Origin of the sequence: Rhodococcus sp. NPDC080181 (assembly GCF_040702225.1) — a bacterium.
Taxonomy (GTDB): Bacteria; Actinomycetota; Actinomycetes; order Mycobacteriales; family Mycobacteriaceae; genus Rhodococcoides; species Rhodococcoides fascians.
The window spans coordinates 40,900-57,429 of the sequence record NZ_JBFBKN010000002.1 but is presented as its reverse complement, the minus strand read 5'-3'; the positions used below and the strand labels follow the sequence as shown (position 1 = coordinate 57,429).

At 64.2% G+C, this 16,530-nt stretch carries 19 protein-coding genes; 5 read left to right on the top strand and 14 right to left on the bottom strand.

The window, feature by feature from the left end; all coding sequences use genetic code 11:
• Positions 1-85: 85 nt before the first annotated feature.
• Positions 86-553 carry an SRPBCC family protein gene (locus AB0O58_RS02495; protein ID WP_032400353.1) on the top strand — a complete coding sequence of 156 codons (468 nt, stop codon included), beginning with the start codon at positions 86-88 and terminating at the stop codon, positions 551-553.
• 103 nt (positions 554-656) lie between these two features.
• Positions 657-1,106: a YdeI/OmpD-associated family protein gene (locus AB0O58_RS02490; RefSeq protein ID WP_206499158.1), complete on the top strand. Its 450-nt coding sequence runs from the start codon at positions 657-659 to the stop codon at positions 1,104-1,106.
• Between the two features lie 38 nt (positions 1,107-1,144).
• Here AB0O58_RS02490 and AB0O58_RS02485 read toward each other — a convergent pair whose 3' ends face one another.
• From AB0O58_RS02485 to AB0O58_RS02460, 6 genes are all read right to left on the bottom strand, one after another.
• Positions 1,145-2,608, bottom strand: a complete 1,464-nt coding sequence (locus AB0O58_RS02485) for a PLP-dependent aminotransferase family protein (RefSeq protein WP_206499159.1) — start codon at positions 2,606-2,608, stop codon at positions 1,145-1,147.
• A 391-nt stretch (positions 2,609-2,999) separates the two neighbouring features.
• Positions 3,000-3,620 (bottom strand): TetR family transcriptional regulator, encoded by a 621-nt coding sequence (locus AB0O58_RS02480; protein ID WP_032375138.1) that lies wholly within the window; start codon positions 3,618-3,620, stop codon positions 3,000-3,002.
• 10 nt (positions 3,621-3,630) lie between these two features.
• A complete protein-coding gene (locus tag AB0O58_RS02475) occupies positions 3,631-4,845 on the bottom strand; it encodes an FAD-dependent oxidoreductase (protein ID WP_366237808.1) in 1,215 nt (404 codons plus the stop codon).
• Complete coding sequence (locus AB0O58_RS02470) at positions 4,842-5,015, bottom strand: rubredoxin (protein WP_027495558.1); 174 nt, start codon at positions 5,013-5,015, stop codon at positions 4,842-4,844. The genes AB0O58_RS02475 and AB0O58_RS02470 overlap by 4 nt, the downstream gene beginning before the upstream one ends.
• On the bottom strand, positions 5,012-5,176 hold the full coding sequence (locus AB0O58_RS02465; RefSeq protein WP_366237807.1) for a rubredoxin: 165 nt from the start codon (positions 5,174-5,176) through the stop codon (positions 5,012-5,014). The genes AB0O58_RS02470 and AB0O58_RS02465 overlap by 4 nt, the downstream gene beginning before the upstream one ends.
• Positions 5,176-6,399, bottom strand: coding sequence for a fatty acid desaturase (locus AB0O58_RS02460; protein WP_366237806.1), 1,224 nt, complete (start codon positions 6,397-6,399; stop codon positions 5,176-5,178). The genes AB0O58_RS02465 and AB0O58_RS02460 overlap by 1 nt, the downstream gene beginning before the upstream one ends.
• A gap of 772 nt (positions 6,400-7,171) precedes the next feature.
• Between AB0O58_RS02460 and AB0O58_RS02455 the strand changes: the two genes are divergently transcribed.
• On the top strand, positions 7,172-7,390 hold the full coding sequence (locus tag AB0O58_RS02455; RefSeq protein WP_027495561.1) for a hypothetical protein: 219 nt from the start codon (positions 7,172-7,174) through the stop codon (positions 7,388-7,390).
• A 98-nt stretch (positions 7,391-7,488) separates the two neighbouring features.
• Positions 7,489-8,598 carry a GGDEF domain-containing protein gene (locus AB0O58_RS02450; RefSeq protein WP_206497740.1) on the top strand — a complete coding sequence of 370 codons (1,110 nt, stop codon included), beginning with the start codon at positions 7,489-7,491 and terminating at the stop codon, positions 8,596-8,598.
• 69 nt (positions 8,599-8,667) lie between these two features.
• Here the strand turns inward: AB0O58_RS02450 and AB0O58_RS02445 are convergent, their stop codons facing one another.
• Positions 8,668-9,390, bottom strand: coding sequence for a hypothetical protein (locus AB0O58_RS02445; RefSeq protein WP_032374964.1), 723 nt, complete (start codon positions 9,388-9,390; stop codon positions 8,668-8,670).
• 44 nt (positions 9,391-9,434) lie between these two features.
• Positions 9,435-9,944, bottom strand: a complete 510-nt coding sequence (gene praA / locus AB0O58_RS02440) for an alkane oxidation protein activator PraA (protein ID WP_032366927.1) — start codon at positions 9,942-9,944, stop codon at positions 9,435-9,437.
• A 438-nt stretch (positions 9,945-10,382) separates the two neighbouring features.
• On the opposite strand from praA, the gene AB0O58_RS02435 reads away from it, so the two are divergent.
• On the top strand, positions 10,383-11,597 hold the full coding sequence (locus tag AB0O58_RS02435) for an EAL domain-containing protein (RefSeq protein ID WP_322544594.1): 1,215 nt from the start codon (positions 10,383-10,385) through the stop codon (positions 11,595-11,597).
• Between the two features lie 144 nt (positions 11,598-11,741).
• Here AB0O58_RS02435 and AB0O58_RS02430 read toward each other — a convergent pair whose 3' ends face one another.
• The 6 genes from AB0O58_RS02430 to AB0O58_RS02405 form a co-directional block, all read right to left on the bottom strand.
• Positions 11,742-11,963 (bottom strand): ANTAR domain-containing protein, encoded by a 222-nt coding sequence (locus AB0O58_RS02430; protein WP_230593455.1) that lies wholly within the window; start codon positions 11,961-11,963, stop codon positions 11,742-11,744.
• 119 nt (positions 11,964-12,082) lie between these two features.
• Entirely contained in the window at positions 12,083-12,391 is a 309-nt protein-coding gene (locus AB0O58_RS02425; RefSeq protein WP_135043299.1) for a WhiB family transcriptional regulator, read from the bottom strand.
• A 130-nt stretch (positions 12,392-12,521) separates the two neighbouring features.
• Complete coding sequence (locus AB0O58_RS02420; RefSeq protein ID WP_032374967.1) at positions 12,522-13,649, bottom strand: cation:proton antiporter; 1,128 nt, start codon at positions 13,647-13,649, stop codon at positions 12,522-12,524.
• Between the two features lie 15 nt (positions 13,650-13,664).
• Positions 13,665-13,865, bottom strand: coding sequence for a hypothetical protein (locus tag AB0O58_RS02415; RefSeq protein WP_027495568.1), 201 nt, complete (start codon positions 13,863-13,865; stop codon positions 13,665-13,667).
• A 154-nt stretch (positions 13,866-14,019) separates the two neighbouring features.
• Positions 14,020-15,045: a zinc-binding alcohol dehydrogenase family protein gene (locus tag AB0O58_RS02410; protein WP_032374968.1), complete on the bottom strand. Its 1,026-nt coding sequence runs from the start codon at positions 15,043-15,045 to the stop codon at positions 14,020-14,022.
• Positions 15,042-16,505, bottom strand: a complete 1,464-nt coding sequence (locus AB0O58_RS02405; protein WP_032374969.1) for a bifunctional aminoglycoside phosphotransferase/ATP-binding protein — start codon at positions 16,503-16,505, stop codon at positions 15,042-15,044. Before AB0O58_RS02405 ends, AB0O58_RS02410 begins: the two co-directional genes overlap by 4 nt.
• Positions 16,506-16,530 lie beyond the last annotated feature (25 nt).

Sequence of the window (16,530 nt, the reverse complement as noted above, 5' to 3'; positions counted from 1 at the left end):
ACTCCAATAGCGCTGCGTGCCAACGATTCTGCTGTCGGCAGAGACGCTGCTCAGAGCTGCGTGACGCTCGAGGGACAATGGAGGCATGACAGCACTCGAATTCTCCGATTCCGTCGTCGTCGCCGCATCGCCCGAGGACGTCTACGCCGTCGTATCCGACGTCACCCGAACAGGTGAATGGAGCCCGATCTGCCAGGCGTGCCGGTGGAACGAACCCGACGGCGGCGGTGTGGGATCGACGTTCACCGGACGCAACGTCACACCCGACCGCACCTGGGAAACGGTCTCGACCGTCGCAGTGGCCGAGCCCGGACGCGAATTCGCGTGGGTCGTCGGCGACAACTTCGTCCGCTGGGGATACACACTCGAAGCGGTGGACGGCGGCACCCGGCTGACCGAGAACTGGAACTTCCTGCCCGACGGCATCGCTCTCTTCCACCGCAAATTCGGAGACTCCGCGCAGGAGCAGATCGACACCCGCAGCAAGGCCGCGCTCGACGGCATTCCGCGCACCCTGGCGGCCATCAAGCGCATCATCGAATCGGAGTCCTGACAGGTAGGTGCGCTGGCTGTCCACTTTTCGCGTCGGCGCGCGATTCCGCCTGCAGACACGAATTGTGGACACTCAGCCCTGTAGTCGCGCCTATTCTGTGCCGATGACGTCGACGGTTCTTCAACTGACCGCGGTCCTCGAGCCTCGCGGCCCAGCGGCTGCGATCGTGCTGACCGACGCCCAGGTCGCCTCACTCGGCAGCACCAAGACGCCGCCGGTGCGGTTCACGATCGGTGGGCAGACGGTGGCAGGACGCATCGGGCGCATGGGTGGGGAGAACCTGCTGGGCCTGAACAAAAGTGTGCGCACGACGCTCGGAGTCGAGGCCGGCGACACCGTCGACGTGACCATCGAACTCGACGACGAACCGCGCACCGTCGAGCTACCGGCCGAGCTCGCCACTGCACTCGACGCCGAACCTGCGGTGCGCGCAGCATTCGACGCACTGTCTCCGTCGAAGAGAAAAGAACACGCACGATCGGTCGCCGACGCCAAGCGCGCCGACACCCGCGACCGACGCATCGCGTCGATCGTCGAGGCTCTTCGGCCCTGACGTACCACCCGGCATTGGGGCGCGGGTGTCAGCGTCGATCAGACCACTGTCGCGGGCCTGTTCGATGCGATGACCTCCGTCGGCCTGTCCGTCGCAGACAGGCGCGCGAGAATATCTACAGCCGAGGTGATGTCGGGAAGTGAACGAGTGAAGGGGATGCGTTGACGGTCGTCGAAGGCATATCCCGTCCCGAATCGTAGTCCGGGTGCCAGCAGCACTCCGTGCGACTGAGCTTCGGCGACAAGGGCACTGGATCGAAGACCGTCGGGCAGGGAACACCATAATGCGAGCCCGCCGTCCGGAACGCGGAAGTGCCAATCGGGCAATCGATCTCGTATCAGAGCAACGGTGTGATCACGTGCGACTCTCGATATGTCGGCGCGCACTCGGCGTACCTCGTCGTATTTGCCCATCAACTCGACCGCAGCGAGTTGATCGAGAATGGACGTCGAAAGTTGGCGTCGCGCATAGGTGGCGGCGATCCTCGCCAGTAGCCCTGCCTCGGCGCGAACCCACCCGACTCGCAGCCCACCCCACACCGTCTTGCTCGTCGACCCGATCGTCACCGTCGCACTATCCGGCGTTGCCGCCCCGAAGGGTTCGATGTCGCGCGACCCGTCGAGGGACAGGTCCGCCGCTACCTCGTCGACGATGGTCAGTACTGCGTGGCGGTGCATCGTTGCGGACAGCTGTCGGCGGGTGCCGAGGGGGAGTCGAGCTCCCGATGGATTGGAGAAGTCGGGCATGAAATAGGCCAGGGTCGGTGCGCTTTGACGTGCGGCACGGTCTGCGGCCGGCACGAACGCCTCGGTCTCGTCCGGGTCGATAGGCACCGGGATGCATCGGCCGCCGAGCGAGTGGACGAGTTCGACGACACCCGGATACGTCGGGTGCTCGACCAACACGCGGGCAGCCGGCTCGGTGAATGTCGCCAAAACCGCATGGATGGCGTCGGTGGCACCGGAGGTGACGAGGATGTTCTCGGCTGTGGTCGACACTCCGCGCCCACGGTAGTAGGCGGCGATCGATTCGCGGAGCTCGAACAGCCCGAGTGGGGCATAGCCGCCGGACGCGAATCGGCCCTGAATCCTTTCGGCCGCGGTTCTGTACGCATCGGCCAGCAGAGGAGAAGCCGACGGTGACGCGTTGACCAATTCCACTGTCGCACTGTCACGGTCGCCGGCGAGGGAACTCCAGGCCGGCATCGGCCCCGTCGGGGAAACGTATGTGCCCGAGCCCCGTTGGGCGCTGATCCAGCCACCTTCGCGGAGGTGGCGATAGGCCGACGCCACCGTGACCCGACTGACGTCCAGACTGATCGAGAGTGCCCGCTCGGCGGGTAGCCGCGTCTGAGCCGACACCTCGCCGTTCTCGATCAACCGCCGCAACTCGTCGGCGATCTCGAGGTAGAGCGGACCACCGGATCTGTTGCGCAGAGTCGACGGGCCGATGCGTGCTGCCAACTCCGGGGCCGAGATCGCGGTGGCGTCGAACGAGTCCATGCAGTCCACTGTCGCACACTGGACTGAACTATTCACGGTAAAACCAGTCCATTGTTGTCGCATGATCGCAATTGGAGCTGTATTGGCCTTGTCATTGGTCGGCGCGGGATGGACCGTGGTCGCCCTACGGGAGGGAGGGAGAAGCGCGCCTACTGGTCCGCCGCGCAGTCGTATCGATGTCGACTGATGTGGCTGAGCTGCAGCAAACGCGCGCGCATTCGTCAGACGCGTCCGAGTTTGCTACCGATTCGGGGCCTATTTCGCTCGCACCTGGCAAACGCGCGCGCGTTTGCGAGATCAGCGGGGGTGGTGCGAGATCAGCGGGGGTGGGTGCGAGATCAGCGGGGGTGGTGCGAGAACTGGGGGTGGGTACGAACTATGGGCGCTGAGGTCAGTTGCCGTCGGCGATGGAGTCGATGAACGGCGTCAGCAGCAGGGCGAGATCGTCTGCGGCAGAGGCGACATCGTCGGGCGGCTCGGGAATGTAGCTCAGGGCCAGGCGCACGATGGACTTGCTGATGACGTCGGCCTGTCGTGGACTTGCGCCCACCCATCCACGCTGAAATGTCTCCGCCAGACGCTCGCCCGCACGGTCGATCAGCACCTCACTGTCGGTGGTGATCAGGCGCAGAAGATCCTCCGGCGCGTCGCCGCTGTGCAGAGATCGGACGAGTGGATCCAGACCGCTCAGCTCGAAGAACGACGAAAAGCCCTGTCTCAGAGCGGCCGACGCATCGTTCTCGTGTTGGTACAGCGCGGTCTCGCACATCGCGACGAACGCGTCCGTCAATCTGATGGCATACCCCTGCGCGACGCCGCGTCGCGAACCGAACTCGTTGTACAGACTCTGCCTGCTCAACCCCGCGGCCTTGGCGATGTGGCTCATCGTGACGTTGCGCCAGTTGCGCTCGTGCAACAACTCGCGCAGCGCATCGAGCGCCACATCGCGCGCCAGAGTGGACGCGGCTTCACGGTATCGACCGGGAGTCGACGTCTGTTCGGCGGCGGGCATGAACACGACTCTATCGAACGACCGCATGTGGCCTGTCCAGCCAACCTTCTTCGAGACTGTTCCGATCGACGGGGTCCGCGCTCGCGATGAGGGTGCGGACCTGCCGGATGTCCTTGGGATGACCTACCCCGATTGCCCCGACGAGCCTGTCGTCGCGCACCGCGCAGGCCGTGAACCGACGGCTTTCGATGGAGCCGCGCACCACGACGTACTCGTCGTGTGTATCGGTCCACCCCGCGAATTGCAGGTTGACGCCGTGCTGCATGGACCATCCCCACGGGACATCGAGAGCACCGACGTCGAGACCGAGGATGGATCGCGCCGCCCGGGTGGCTTGGTCGATTGCTCCGTTCCAGTGCTCACTCCGATACGTCCCGCCGAGTACCGAGTTGGGAACTTCGGCGACGTCGCCCGCGGCGTAGATGTTCGGTCTCGACGTGCGCATGTGGGCGTCCACCAGGATTCCCGACGCGGTCTCGAGGCCCAGGTCCGCCCCGAGCTCGGTGTTCGCGACCGAGCCGACGGACATCAGCACGGTGCCGGCGGACCATGAACGACCGTCCGCGGAGGTTGCGAGAACGGTGCCGTCGGCCAGCTTCTCCAGGCCGGTCACGGCGACGTCGGTGTGCATCGTGACGCCGTTGTCGGCATGCAGGTCTCGGTACATCTGCGAGATCGCGGCCGGTGCGATCCGGTTCAGCGGAGCCGATGCCGCCTCCAACACCGTGACCTCGGCGCCGAGCGATCGTGCCGCTGCCGCCGCCTCGCACCCGATCAGGCCGCCGCCGATGACCAGCAGTGATCTCGTTCGGACGATGTCGGTCTGCAGCGGGGCGACATCGGCTGCGGTGCGAAGGGTGAACACGTGCGCGGCACCCGGTAGGTCGAGTTGTCGTGCACGAGAACCCGTTGCCAGCAGTAGGGCGTCGTACGGGACCGGAGCTCCCTCGTCCAGGTGCACCTCGGAATCGGTGACGGCGGTAGCCGTGACGCCTGTGCGAACGTCGACCCCGTCGATGGCTGCACCGAGCTGAACCTGATCGACCGATTTCGTACCCAGCAGCAGTTCCTTGGAGACAGTCGGTCGACGGTACGTGGTCTCCGGTTCGCTACCGACGATCGTGATGGATCCGGTGAAGCCCTCGGCGCGAAGCACTGTGGCGGCGGTGTATCCGGCGGCCCCGGTGCCGACGATCACGACGGTGCCGGGTTGGCGAGCGGTCACCCGCGCTCGACCTCGACCATCTCGAAATCGGCCTTGGCCGCACCGCAGTCGGGGCACGACCAGTCGTCGGGAATGTCGTCCCAGCGCGTGCCGGGTTCGATGCCGTCCTCGGGCCAGCCGAGCTCTTCGTCGTACTCGAATCCACATTGCACGCAGCGGTAGAGCTTCATGGCTTGCTCCTGAAGTCGATTTTCTCTCGGACGCCGCAGTCGGGGCACGGCCACTCGTCGGGTACCTCGGACCACGGAGTTCCGGCCGGAAAGCCCTCACGCGGTGCGCCCGCGGTCTCGTCGTATACGAACTCGCACACCGGGCACTCGTAGGCGGCCATCACTTCGCTCCGTATGCGGCGAGGATTTTCTCCCGCTTCGACGGCGCGATGTTGACGCGAGTGATGTCGCCGTCGTAGTGATCGAGAACGCGGTGGTCCATCACCTTGCGCCACACGGGCGGGAAGTAGGCCAGCGAGATCATGCTTGCGTAACCGCTCGGCAGGTTGGGTGCTCCGTCCATGCTGCGCAGAGTCTGGTAGCGCCGGGTGGGGTTGGCATGGTGATCACTGTGTCGCTGAAGGTGATACAGGAAGATGTTGGTCACGATGTGATCGGAGTTCCAGCTGTGCTCGGGGGTGCAGCGCTCGTAACGGCCGTTGTCCTTCTTCTGGCGCTGCAGGCCGTAGTGCTCGAGGTAGTTGACCGTTTCGAGCAACGAAAAGCCGTAGATTGCCTGAACGACCAAGAACGGCAACACGATCGGGCCGAACACAACGGCAAGGACCGCGTAGAGGACGACGGACATCAGCCACGCGTTGAGCACATCGTTGTGAATACTCCACGTGCTCTTGCCCAGTCGCTCCATGCGAGTCTTCTCGAGTTCCCAGGACGACCGCAGGCTTCCCCACACGCTGCGGGGGAGGAAGGCCCAGAAGCTCTCACCGAACTTGGAGCTCGCCGGATCCTCGGGAGTAGCGACGCGCACATGGTGACCGCGGTTGTGTTCGATGTAGAAGTGGCCGTAGAACGTCTGTGCCAGTGTGATTTTCGACAGCCAGCGCTCGAGGTCGTCCTTCTTGTGACCGAGCTCGTGCGCGGTGTTGATGCCCACGCCGCCCATGACACCGATGCTGATGGCCAGGCCGATCTTCGAGAGCAGCCCCAGGCCGCCGTCGATGCCGAGCCACGAGAGGTTGTCGGCGGACCAGAGGTAGCAGGCGAACACCAGGCTGGCGAGCTGGAACGGAATGTAGGCGTACGTGCAGTAGCGGTAGTACTTGTCTTCCTCGAGCGCCTTCATCACCTCGTCGGGCGGGTTGTCGCCGTCCGGCCCGAAGAACCTGTCGAGGATCGGGAGCAACCCGTAGACGAGCAGCGCGCCGATCCACCACCAGACCGGCGCCACGGCGTTCCAGCCGAGCTGGTTGAAAGCCCACACCAGACCGGTTGCCAGAAACACCGCCGTCGGCGGGATCAGGCCCATGAGCCAGAGGTATCGCTTGCGGTCGTGCCACTCGTCGACGGGCGCCTGTGCCTGATCGTCGACATTCGATGCCGTCATCGTCACTCCTCGTGTAGGGCGGATCACTGTGCTGTGGACAATACGCGCAATTTGTATCCCGTGTGTACAAATCAAGATATTTGTACATCAAGCGGATGGATTGTTGCGGCAGTCACAGCGTCACCGATTGGACGAATCGGCCTGCTACCTTCCGACTCGTTGTGATCGGTCACGAATGGTCACGGCACTCGCAGGTCCGTCTGTATCCCGTCGGGGGTACTTCACATCAGGAGTAGTTATGGACGCATTCATCGCCAAGATCATCGTCGACGTCATCCTCGGGCTCATCGGCAGCGGAAGTGCCGAGAGCGGCAGCACCGCAGTGAGCGCAATCCTCGGATCCTGACCCGAAAGGGCTGCGTCGGCGAGAATGCCGGCGCAGCCCGCGGAGCGTCAGTGGCGAAGCGGTAGGAGTGAACGCGGGGCATCGCCGCACGCGCTCGATGGCGAACGGCTAGAAGCGGCCCTCGGCGATGGCGAGTACGACGAGAGCGATCGCCGCGATAATGAGTATTGCTAAGAGTGCCAATTGGATTGGGCTGGTCGAGCCTGGCGGCCGAACGCCGTTCGGACCCCTTTTCTGGAGCATGGCACAGACTGTAGGTCACTTCTCGGGTTTGTGCACAAGTTGGATGGTACAAACCAGCGAATGTGACGATATGATTCGCACACCTGTTCGATCAAGAGTAGAGTTCGAGTCGGTGGAGCGAGGAGGGAAGCCTTGCTCCACCGCTCCTACATATGACACCCGAGCGAGTGGACGGTGACGGCGATGGACGACGTGTTGCGCAAGGTAGCGGAGCTCAAAGCACTGGTCGCCGAGCTCGAGGCACTCGACCGCCAACGCGTCGGGATGGGTGACCGGCTGGTCGATCTCGAACACTACTTTCGCCGAGCGGGTTGCCCCGAGTTGTCGCAGCAGGCACTCGACGCGTTCGTCGGCACCTATGCCGGCCGAGTGCTCGAATTGGCGGACGGCATGCGCGGCTGACGCCTGCCGAAGACATCTGCCGTTCGCGTACCAGGCGGTATCTTCTGTGGTTCACTGGTTCATCCAAGTCGGGACACGAGGAAAGCCGCTCGAGATACGTGAACAGTCTGCGCGAATGGTGGGCACTTCCAGTCGACTACGGATGGAACGTTGCCTTCGCGCGCTCGCAGCAGGCGCTCGAGATCACGAAGATCCTCATCGGCCTCTGGTGTTGGCTGTTCGGCGCGGCGGCGGCCATCGGATTGGTGGTGCCGGGCCTCGCCGAAGGCAGTCAGGGTACGGCTGCACTGTGGTTCACCGTCGCTACGACAATCCCGGTCGGGGTCGCCTGGTGGGTCGGTGGCTGGCCGAGCTGGCAGATGTCGATCGCCTTCGTCTTCTACGCCGACGTCGTCCTCGCGGCCGTGGTGCTCACCATCGGTGTTCCCACGACGGTTCTGCCGACCGCCGCCCTGTTCACCGTCATCGGCAGTTACGTCGTGGGGTTCCACGGTCCCAAGCTGCTCACTGCCCACTACGGTTTCGCTTTGGTCACGACCGCGGTGCTGTACGGCTCGGCCTTGGTGGCCGAACCCGAACTACGGTTACTGGCCACGGTCTACCTGGTGATCTTGATACTGGTGATGTTCTCGGCGCCGCTGATCGTGCACACGTTCATGATGATGCTGCGACGCGATGCCACCGGCGCGTTCTACGACCCCCTCACCGGATTGCAGAACAGGCGGGGATTCGACGCTGCGATCGGGAACCTGCGACTACGGCCGGGATCGGCAACCGGAATGACGGCCGTGGTGATGGACATCGACAACTTCAAGGCCGTCAACGACCGATACGGCCATCTGCAGGGAGACGCCGTGATCCGGCTGGCGGCCTCCCGCATCCTCGACGTGTTTCCGGCACCCGCCATCACCGTCCGGCTCGGCGGCGAAGAGTTCGCCATTGTTGCCCTCGATGACCGTGACTCGGTTGTCGCCAGCGCTGAGGTACTACGAATCCGACTGTGCAACGCCACCGATCGGTCCCCGCTGACCGCCTCGATAGGCGTCGCGCATGCGGTTGTCGATGGGCGGGAGATCGGCACCGCAGTGGAAGAGTTGCTGGGTCGCGCGGACCGGGCGATGTACCGGGCCAAGGGGCTCGGCGGCGACCGCGTCGCCCTGTCGGAAGGCGAGCCTCGATCGCCGCGGCCGGCCGGCGAGCCGCACTGACGAGCGACGGCGTCGACCGATCCCGCTACTGGAACCGGTCGACGCCGTCAACGAAGTCGAAATATGGTGCTACAGAGCAACCTTGGACGCGATGGCCTGCTGCGTTCCGACGTCGAAGACCGGGTTGGTCAGGTGCACGTCGAGGGTGTTGTTGGGGCCGGCGATGAGACCGTTGAGCAACGAGGTGTACGTGCCGCAGTTCTGGAACTGCGGAATCGTGTACGTGCCCTTCACATGGGTGTCGGCCTCGTTGTTCTGAATCAGATCGATCGCGTCGAGGGCACCGGTCAGATTGGCGGTGGTCTCGCTGGTGACGCAGTTGCTACCTGGGGGAATCAGGTCGAGTGCCGCCGACCCGGACGATCCGGTGCCGCCGATGCCGAGGGGCTTGACGGAGTCGATGCGAATCTTGAAGCTCTGCGCGACATTCAGCTCCAGCTGCGGTGCCTCGGCGGGACCGCCGGCTGCAATGGTGCCGGAGACCGGAGTGGCGTCGACGATCGAGATGGTGAAGTTGGCGAGCGTCGCCGGACCGAGCTTCAGATCGGCCGACGCCTGCGGCAAGGCAAGAGTGCCGGTCACCGTTCCGCCGACGAGGTCGACGTCGGTGGCCAGAGCGGTGGTCGGGAAGACCACCGGCTGGCCGGTCTTGGCGATCAAGGTCGTGGTGTCGGCCTGGAACGTGATGGGAAGGGTGTCGGCAGCGTTGGCCGGGCCGGCGACCAAGGTCGCCAGAGCGACACTCGACGCCAAGGCCGTCGCGGTGACGACGGCTTTGTTACGGATCTTCACGTGCTCTCCTGAATATTGTCGTTGTGCTGGAAAGGAATTGGCGATCAGGACAAGGTGAATGCCGGGTTCGGCTGCACCGACAGGCTGTTCACCGTGCAGTTGCCCGACATCGGCTGGTTGCTCGACGTCAGAGTGTTGGTCATGTTGTCGAACGAACCTGCGAGCGTTGCGGGTCCGCAGTTGTAGCCCAGAAGCGAGAAGCCGACGTTCGAGACCTCACCGGTGGTGGAGCTGGTGGGAGTGAGGGTCCAGGGCAGGTTCTTCAGCTGCGGCAGGCCGCAAAGACGGTTCGATCCGCTGATCTTCGCGTCGGTGATCGACGCCGACGAGCCGTCCGCGCTGGTGGATCCGGACAGGGTGATCGAGCAGCTGACGGGTACCCCGAACGAGGCCGGTGTGGTGACGACGATCGTGCCGGGTGCGGTGAAGGCGGTATTCGCCGGTGAGATGGTGGCGGCAGCGGCACTTCCGGCACCGAGGGTGGCCCCGGCAATCGCGACTGCAGCAGCGACAGTGGTGAACGTTCGGGTACGGGACGGCAGGTTGAGCGTCATCGATCCTCCAAGTCCGAGCAGCTTCCGGCTCCCAGACGGGCATCCGGTGGCTCCGGTGCTCCGGCAGCCGAAACGAACATTAGGACGACGAAATGGATGTCGGATATGTTCTTTTGCAAGACAGTGACAAGTCACAATCCGGTCGGTATGTTTGTTGTAAGTCTTGGTATTGATTTCGGTGGACACCTCGGAAGGTATGCGCTTCATGGGTTTTCGGCCCGTTTTCCCTGGGGGAGTCGGCATGATGGGCGCGTCGAACACCCGTCTGTGGCGTTATCGAACCGTTATCGTTCGTTACCGAAACGAGACGCGCCGTAGTTCTTCGGTGACACCTGAGTCGTTCAGGCTGGCGTCAGCGAGGAAAGACGACCCGAAGAGGTTTGAAACAGATAGCAACCCCTGCGCGACGGGGGTGGTTTTTTCGTGTCAAACTGTGGTGTGACGTTCGCGCTGGCCGAAGCAGGTTCAACAGTCGACACGGACACGGGAGAGTTGACGGTGCAGCCGTATTTCGCCCCGGTCTGTCGACTGGACAACGGTGCGCTAGCGGCAATCGAAGTACAACTGCGCGGCCCGAAGGACGGTCCACTCGCCTCCGCCGATGCACTCAAGCGTGCCGCTCGCGCCATGGACGCCAAGCGTGAACTCGATGTTCTCGCATGGGGAGTGGCCCGGCTCGAAAGCGCTGTTCGGCTACCGATGCTGGTCTCGATGGATGTCGACTCGCTCGCGGCACTCGATGAAACCACCGAAGAACAGTTGCGTCGCGACATCGTCGTCGTCACCGAGGCGGCACTCGTGGACAGCCCGGCGCGCACTCTGGCCGCGATCGACAAAGCACGTCGCGACGGAAAAGTGGTTGCCGTCGACGACGTCGGTCGCCGACCACAATCCCTGACGCTGCTGCCGCTCATCGAACCCGATGTCATCATTCTGTCTTCCTCCATGGTCTCCACCCGGCCGGATCTGGCCACCGCCCGTACGGCGCACGCGGTGTCGGCTCAGGTGGAGCGAACCGGTGCCGTGGTCGTGGCCAGCGGAGTCGACACCGCCGTGCACCGCAGCCGGGCACTCGGTCTCGGTGCCACCTACGGAGTGGGCGAGCTGTACCCGGCTGCTCAGACGACCGAAGAGTTGCCGGCCGACGCCGCGGAGATCATGCCGCCGTTCCCCACCTGGAGCACCCCCGCCACCGCGCTCGAGTCGCCGTACGCAATTGCCGCCGCAGGCAAGGTCGCGACGCGGAGCACCAAGCGTCTGTTGGTGGCCATGAGCACGTCCCTGGAGATGCAGGCGTCGGCGTCGGGCCCGGAAACATTGGTACTCGGCACCTTTCAGCGGGCCGAGCATTTCACACCGACCAGCCGTGCGCGGTGGGTGTCGATGGCGGAGCAGATCTCGTACGCCGGCGTCTACGGGGTGGGGATGGGCTACGTGCAAGAAGGCGGCATCGTGCACGCCCCGCTCGACCCGACGGACTCACTCGTCGAGGAGTGGAACGTGGTAGTTCTCGGCCCGCATTTCTGCGGAGTGCTCGCCGCCATCGACCTTCACCGGGGCGAAGCCGACGCGGATCGTGAATTCGACTATGTGATGTCGTACGACCGCGCCACCGTAGTCCGTTGCGCCCGTGCAATTCTCGCGCGCTTCTGAACGGTCGAGCCGGTGGTGTGCGTACTGGATGTTTCGGGCAGCCACGGCAGGGCATACGGCACAACAGGTGATGAAGTAGTCCGGACTGCCACATTGCTCAGACCCCGTACGTTGAAAACACAGCGTGCGGGGTCGACTTGTCGGTCAGGGCAACTCGGCCATCTCGTGCACGAACTCCAGAGCGATGTCGTGCACTTTGCGATTGGCACGTTGCGACCTCTCGACCAACAAAGCGAACGCCTCGTCGGCAGTGATGCGGTGCACCGCCATCAGGATTCCCTTTGCCTGTTCGATAGGCGCGCGACGCGCCAACGCGTCCTGGAGATCGAGCGGGCCCTCGATCCTCGTCACGTGCGCTGTGCTCATGCAGTCATTGTTGCGCACCTGACGTCCATGCAGGTCAGAGACCGAAAGACACGCGGTGAAAGCGACAGACCGTACCGTAGCCGTTACCGGTGACGTAGCGTTCCGTAACCGCCTCGTTATCAGGCAGCCGGGTTGGCCAGAGGTCTCCCGATCAGAAGTTCGAGGGTGCGGTAGGCATCCGTTCGGCGACCGTTGCTGGCGTTGTCGTGATACGCCGCGCCGGCGACGACCACGCCGACCGGAATGCGACCCGACTCGATATCGCGAGCCGTTTGCTCGGCGCAGTTCCGCAACACCGGGCAGTCGGCGCACAGCCGCCATGCCTTCTCTGCGCGTTTGCGTCCGTGCCGAGGAAGTTGTTGCGAGTCGTATGCATCCATGTCTTCGATGCACGCACCCTTGAGGCGCCAGACCTGGTCATCCGTCATCGTCGTGATCCGTTTCGCGTCGTGCCGATCGTTCCACAACGCTTATTCCCCATCCCTGGAGACTCGAAACAACCAAATGCCTTGCGGCGCCGAAGACCCGCCGTTGAGCCGCGCAGTTCTGGCCCACCGCTCAGGCAGGACGACGAGCAGCAGACCGAGATATGACGGCCGCCGCCGCGATGGTCACCAGTGCGCCGAGCACGATGGCGGGGCCTTCACCGGGTGCCAGCACGCTGCTCTGCTCCCCGAGAGTCACGGCCGAAACCGGAACGCCCAGTTGGGCGGCCGCGAGTATCCCAAGCCCGACGGGCTGGCCTGTCGCGCGCATCGCACCGTGCACCGCGATTGCACCCAGACCCAACACGAGCCCCAGCACGATCATGCTCGGGTGGCCACCCAGTGCACGCAGGTCGAGTGACGCGCCGAGCCAGACGAAGTACAGCGGACCCAGGAAACCTTCGGTGATGGCGAACAGCTGTTTCGCCAGACGTCGCGGTTCTCCGATTGCAGCGATGGCCAGTCCGAAGCCGAAGCCGGCCAGCATCACCGACGCGTGAGTGTGGACCGCGAGGGCCGCGAGGCCGAACAGCAGAACCAGGTTGAGTCGCAATTCGAGAGCGAACTTACGCTGGGCAGACACATGGTGGATTCGGCGGCGCAGTCCGGTGAGGTCGAAGTGTCGCAGTACGAAGAAGATCGCGGCCGCGGCAGCGATGACCGTGATGGATCCGAGCGCGGCCGGAACAGCGCGCGGTGGATCGATCACCAGGGGTAGAGCGACGATACAGACTGCGTCGGCGATCGCGATCTGTGGCAGGAAGGACATCAGCCCGGATGTGGCCGTCTTGCTGGATTCGACTATCGGCATGATGACCGCGGCCGAGGACGATGCCATCAACACCGCGTAGAGACCGGGGTGCGGTGGATCGAACGCAGTGGAGACGGCCCAGCCGAGTGCGGTAGCCAGCAGCCCGACGGCCACAGCCCGCGCAGCGCCCACCCGGAGGCCGACCCTCAGTCGAGGATCGCGAATCGGTACCTGACTGCCCGCCACGAACATCACGAGCGCAAACCCGACCTGCGCCAGAAAGCTCAGTGTCTGCTCACTCGGATCGATGACGTCGAAGCCTGTGTGACCGATGACAATTCCAGCGACGAGTTCTCCGATGACAACCGGTATCCGAAGCCCACGCGGAAGCGCCAGAAGTGGGCCGAACAAACCCACCGCGGCACACAGGGCGAGCGTCTCGAAGGTCATACGACCCCGCCGACGTCAGGCAGAGTTCAGCGTCGGGTGCATGTTCGGCGGCAGCGCCGACGCAACGAGATCACGAGGGTGCAGCACGCCTTGCTCGGCCATCATCAGTCTCATCAGCTGCTCGACAACACGCAACTGCGCCGCCAGAGGGCTGCGCATGAGTTTGCGCTCGTAGTCGATGCGGGCGGACCGATATTCGGTGTCGAGATCGCTCATGTCATCGTCTCCTCGAACGGGTCTGCTTCGTGTCGACGACTGCCAGGACGACAGTCCTGAGCGTACGACGACCAGAGGGCTGTGCCATCGGCCCAAGTGCCCTCTTATCAAGGCCACTCGGCCCTTTCGCGGTGTCCGGGCGCGTCGCCCGGTTTCACATCACGATGACCGCGGCACCCGCGAACCGGCCGTGCCGCAGATCTCGCAGGGCATCCGGCACGTGGGCGAACGAGTACTCCGTGGCCTCGACTTTCAGGCGGATTCGACCGCAGATCTCGAGAAATGCCCGTGCATTCTCTCTGGTGTTCGCTTCGACACTGCGCAAACGCTTTTCGTGGAACAGGTGTCGCTGGTAATTCAGGGCAGGGACATCGGTCATGTGGATTCCGGCCAGTACGACGGTTCCGCCCGGTACGAGTGCGTCGAGCGCCACCGGCACGATCTCACCGATCGGCGCGAACACGATCGCTGCATCCAGTTGCTGGGGAGGCGCGGCAAATGTGTCCTGTGCGGAGTCGAGTCCGAGAGACAAGGCGAACGCGCGAGCAACAGGATCCCTGGTCATCACGTGCACCGTGGCTCCGGCCGAACGAGCGAGCTGGGCGACGATATGTGCGCTGCCCCCGAATCCGTAGAGCCCGAGTATGCCGTTGGCGGGAAGCTCGGCAAGGAGCAGTGCTCGGTAACCGATGATTCCTGCGCACAACAGGGGCGCGAGCTCGGCGGTGCGGTATCCGTCCGGCAACGCGAGAGCGTAGTCAGCGGGAACAACCGCCCACTCTGCGAACCCTCCGTCGTGATCCCAACCGGTATAGCGGGATTCGGCACACAGATTCTCCTTCCCAGCGGTACAGAACGAGCAGGTCCCACACGTGTGCCGAAGCCACGGAATTCCCACGCGGTCGCCGACCCGGAACGAGGTGAGGGTATCCACCCCGACGGCAGACACGACCCCCACGATCTCGTGCCCGGGGACGACGTGAGGGGCGTGCACCGGAAGATCGCCCTCGACGACGTGAAGGTCCGTCCGGCACACACCACACGCCTCGACCGAGACCAACAGTTCTCCCGGTCCAGGGATCGGGCGGCCTTCGTCGACGAGCTGCAGCGGACTGTTGTCCACCGACCCGGGGACCGTTGTGCGCCAGACTTTTCCGAATTCGCCGTCGAGATGTGTCATCGAGTGCGCGCAGCGGCGAGTGATCGGGCAGGAGTTCCGTCAGTGTCGATCACGGTTGCACTCGGCCAGGGGCAGCGGGAACGGGCCATGGCGTCGTACACCGACGTGGACGCGTCCGAGGCCCCCCGAGGTCGAGTCGCGATGCGGTCCAGAGAAATTCGCCTCGGAACCCGGCACTCGAACTCGACGAGATCGCTGTGGGTGTCGGCGGCGAGCTCCCGTGCCTGCTCTCGGGTGTGCTCGTCGTTCCACGATGCGTCGATGATGACAGAACGGCCCATCGTGACCTGCTCGTGCGCTCGACGCATCATCTCGGCGTAGGTGCCTGCTGTCCTCTCGGATGTATAGAGTCCGCATCCGACAGCCGCCGGATGCGGTGACCGCGGATCGAGTCCGGCGCGCTGCTTACGCACCACATCGCTCGACAACACCACGGCTCCGCTACGTTCCCCGAGCGCTGCCGCCATCGTGCTCTTGCCGGTACCGGGCAGGCCTCCCACCAACGTGATGGTGACCGCCGAGGACGCCAGGTGGTCCAGCGCGAGCTGCATGTGGGCGAGCGCGTCGGTCTGCGAAGACGGATGACCCTGATGGAAGCGAAGGCAGGCCACCTTGGCGCGCACGGTGGCGCGGTAGGCGATGTAGTGATCGATCAGCGAGCAGGGAGGATCGTCTTCGGTCGCCTCGAGGTACGACGCCACGAAGCGTCGTGCCGCGTCGGGGCGACCCTGAAACTCGAGATCCATTGCCAAGCAGGCGACGTCGTCGATCCCGTCGAGAAAGCGAAGGCGGTCGTCGAAGTCCAGACAGTCGAGTATCCGGGGGCCGTCGGGCAGACAGAAGATGTCGTCCGAGAGAAGGTCGCCGTGCCCGTCGACCATGTGGCCCTGCGAAATACGCTGATCGAACAGGGCGGCACGCCCGCTGACGTAACGTGCCGACAGACTCTCCAGTCGCTCGACGAGCGCCGGCTCGAGCACGCCGACCGCCAGCCAATGCAATTCGGCGATGTTGTTGCGCCACCTCTCTTCCACAGCACTCTGTCGTCCCTCGTCGTCGATGCGACTACTTCGATGGCTGTTCTTGTGGGCGACCCCGGCCGCCCGTGCGACCAGATCGACCGTGTTGCCGATATCGTCGCCGGCCGCGGCACGAGCAGACAGTCGAGTGGAGTCGGGAAGACGACGCATCTTCAGCACTGGTTCGGCTGGACCGCCTTGCGGGTCGGTGAGCTCGGCAATGCCCAGGTACACATCGGGTGCGAATCGCGAATTCAACGAGAACTCGCGTTCGCACGCTGTCCGTCGAGAGTCGACGGTCCGAAAATCGAGAAAATCCGTTCGGATCGGTTTCTTCATCTTGTAGGCGAAGTCGCCGAACAGGAAAACGTAGGCACTGTGGGTTTCGTGGACCACTGCGGCACTGTCGGCCGACGGATCGCAATCGACGACTGCAGGCATGGTGCATCCTTCGAAAGGTGTTGGA

Excerpts from the sequence above, each read along its gene's own strand:
- AB0O58_RS02485 (WP_206499159.1), bottom strand. The coding sequence starts at position 2,608 with ATGGACTCGTTCGACGCCACCGCGATCTCGGCCCCGGAGTTGGCAGCA.
- praA (WP_032366927.1), bottom strand. The coding sequence starts at position 9,944 with ATGACGCTCAACCTGCCGTCCCGTACCCGAACGTTCACCACTGTCGCT.
- AB0O58_RS02460 (WP_366237806.1), bottom strand. The coding sequence starts at position 6,399 with ATGACGGCATCGAATGTCGACGATCAGGCACAGGCGCCCGTCGACGAG.
- AB0O58_RS02495 (WP_032400353.1), top strand. The coding sequence starts at position 86 with ATGACAGCACTCGAATTCTCCGATTCCGTCGTCGTCGCCGCATCGCCC.
- AB0O58_RS02425 (WP_135043299.1), bottom strand. The coding sequence starts at position 12,391 with ATGACGGATGACCAGGTCTGGCGCCTCAAGGGTGCGTGCATCGAAGAC.
- AB0O58_RS02455 (WP_027495561.1), top strand. The coding sequence starts at position 7,172 with ATGGACGACGTGTTGCGCAAGGTAGCGGAGCTCAAAGCACTGGTCGCC.
- AB0O58_RS02410 (WP_032374968.1), bottom strand. The coding sequence starts at position 15,045 with ATGACACATCTCGACGGCGAATTCGGAAAAGTCTGGCGCACAACGGTC.
- AB0O58_RS02430 (WP_230593455.1), bottom strand. The coding sequence starts at position 11,963 with ATGAGCACAGCGCACGTGACGAGGATCGAGGGCCCGCTCGATCTCCAG.
- AB0O58_RS02470 (WP_027495558.1), bottom strand. The coding sequence starts at position 5,015 with ATGAAGCTCTACCGCTGCGTGCAATGTGGATTCGAGTACGACGAAGAG.
- AB0O58_RS02415 (WP_027495568.1), bottom strand. The coding sequence starts at position 13,865 with ATGAGCGATCTCGACACCGAATATCGGTCCGCCCGCATCGACTACGAG.
- AB0O58_RS02465 (WP_366237807.1), bottom strand. The coding sequence starts at position 5,176 with ATGGCCGCCTACGAGTGCCCGGTGTGCGAGTTCGTATACGACGAGACC.
- AB0O58_RS02420 (WP_032374967.1), bottom strand. The coding sequence starts at position 13,649 with ATGACCTTCGAGACGCTCGCCCTGTGTGCCGCGGTGGGTTTGTTCGGC.
- AB0O58_RS02490 (WP_206499158.1), top strand. The coding sequence starts at position 657 with ATGACGTCGACGGTTCTTCAACTGACCGCGGTCCTCGAGCCTCGCGGC.
- AB0O58_RS02405 (WP_032374969.1), bottom strand. The coding sequence starts at position 16,505 with ATGCCTGCAGTCGTCGATTGCGATCCGTCGGCCGACAGTGCCGCAGTG.
- AB0O58_RS02480 (WP_032375138.1), bottom strand. The coding sequence starts at position 3,620 with ATGCCCGCCGCCGAACAGACGTCGACTCCCGGTCGATACCGTGAAGCC.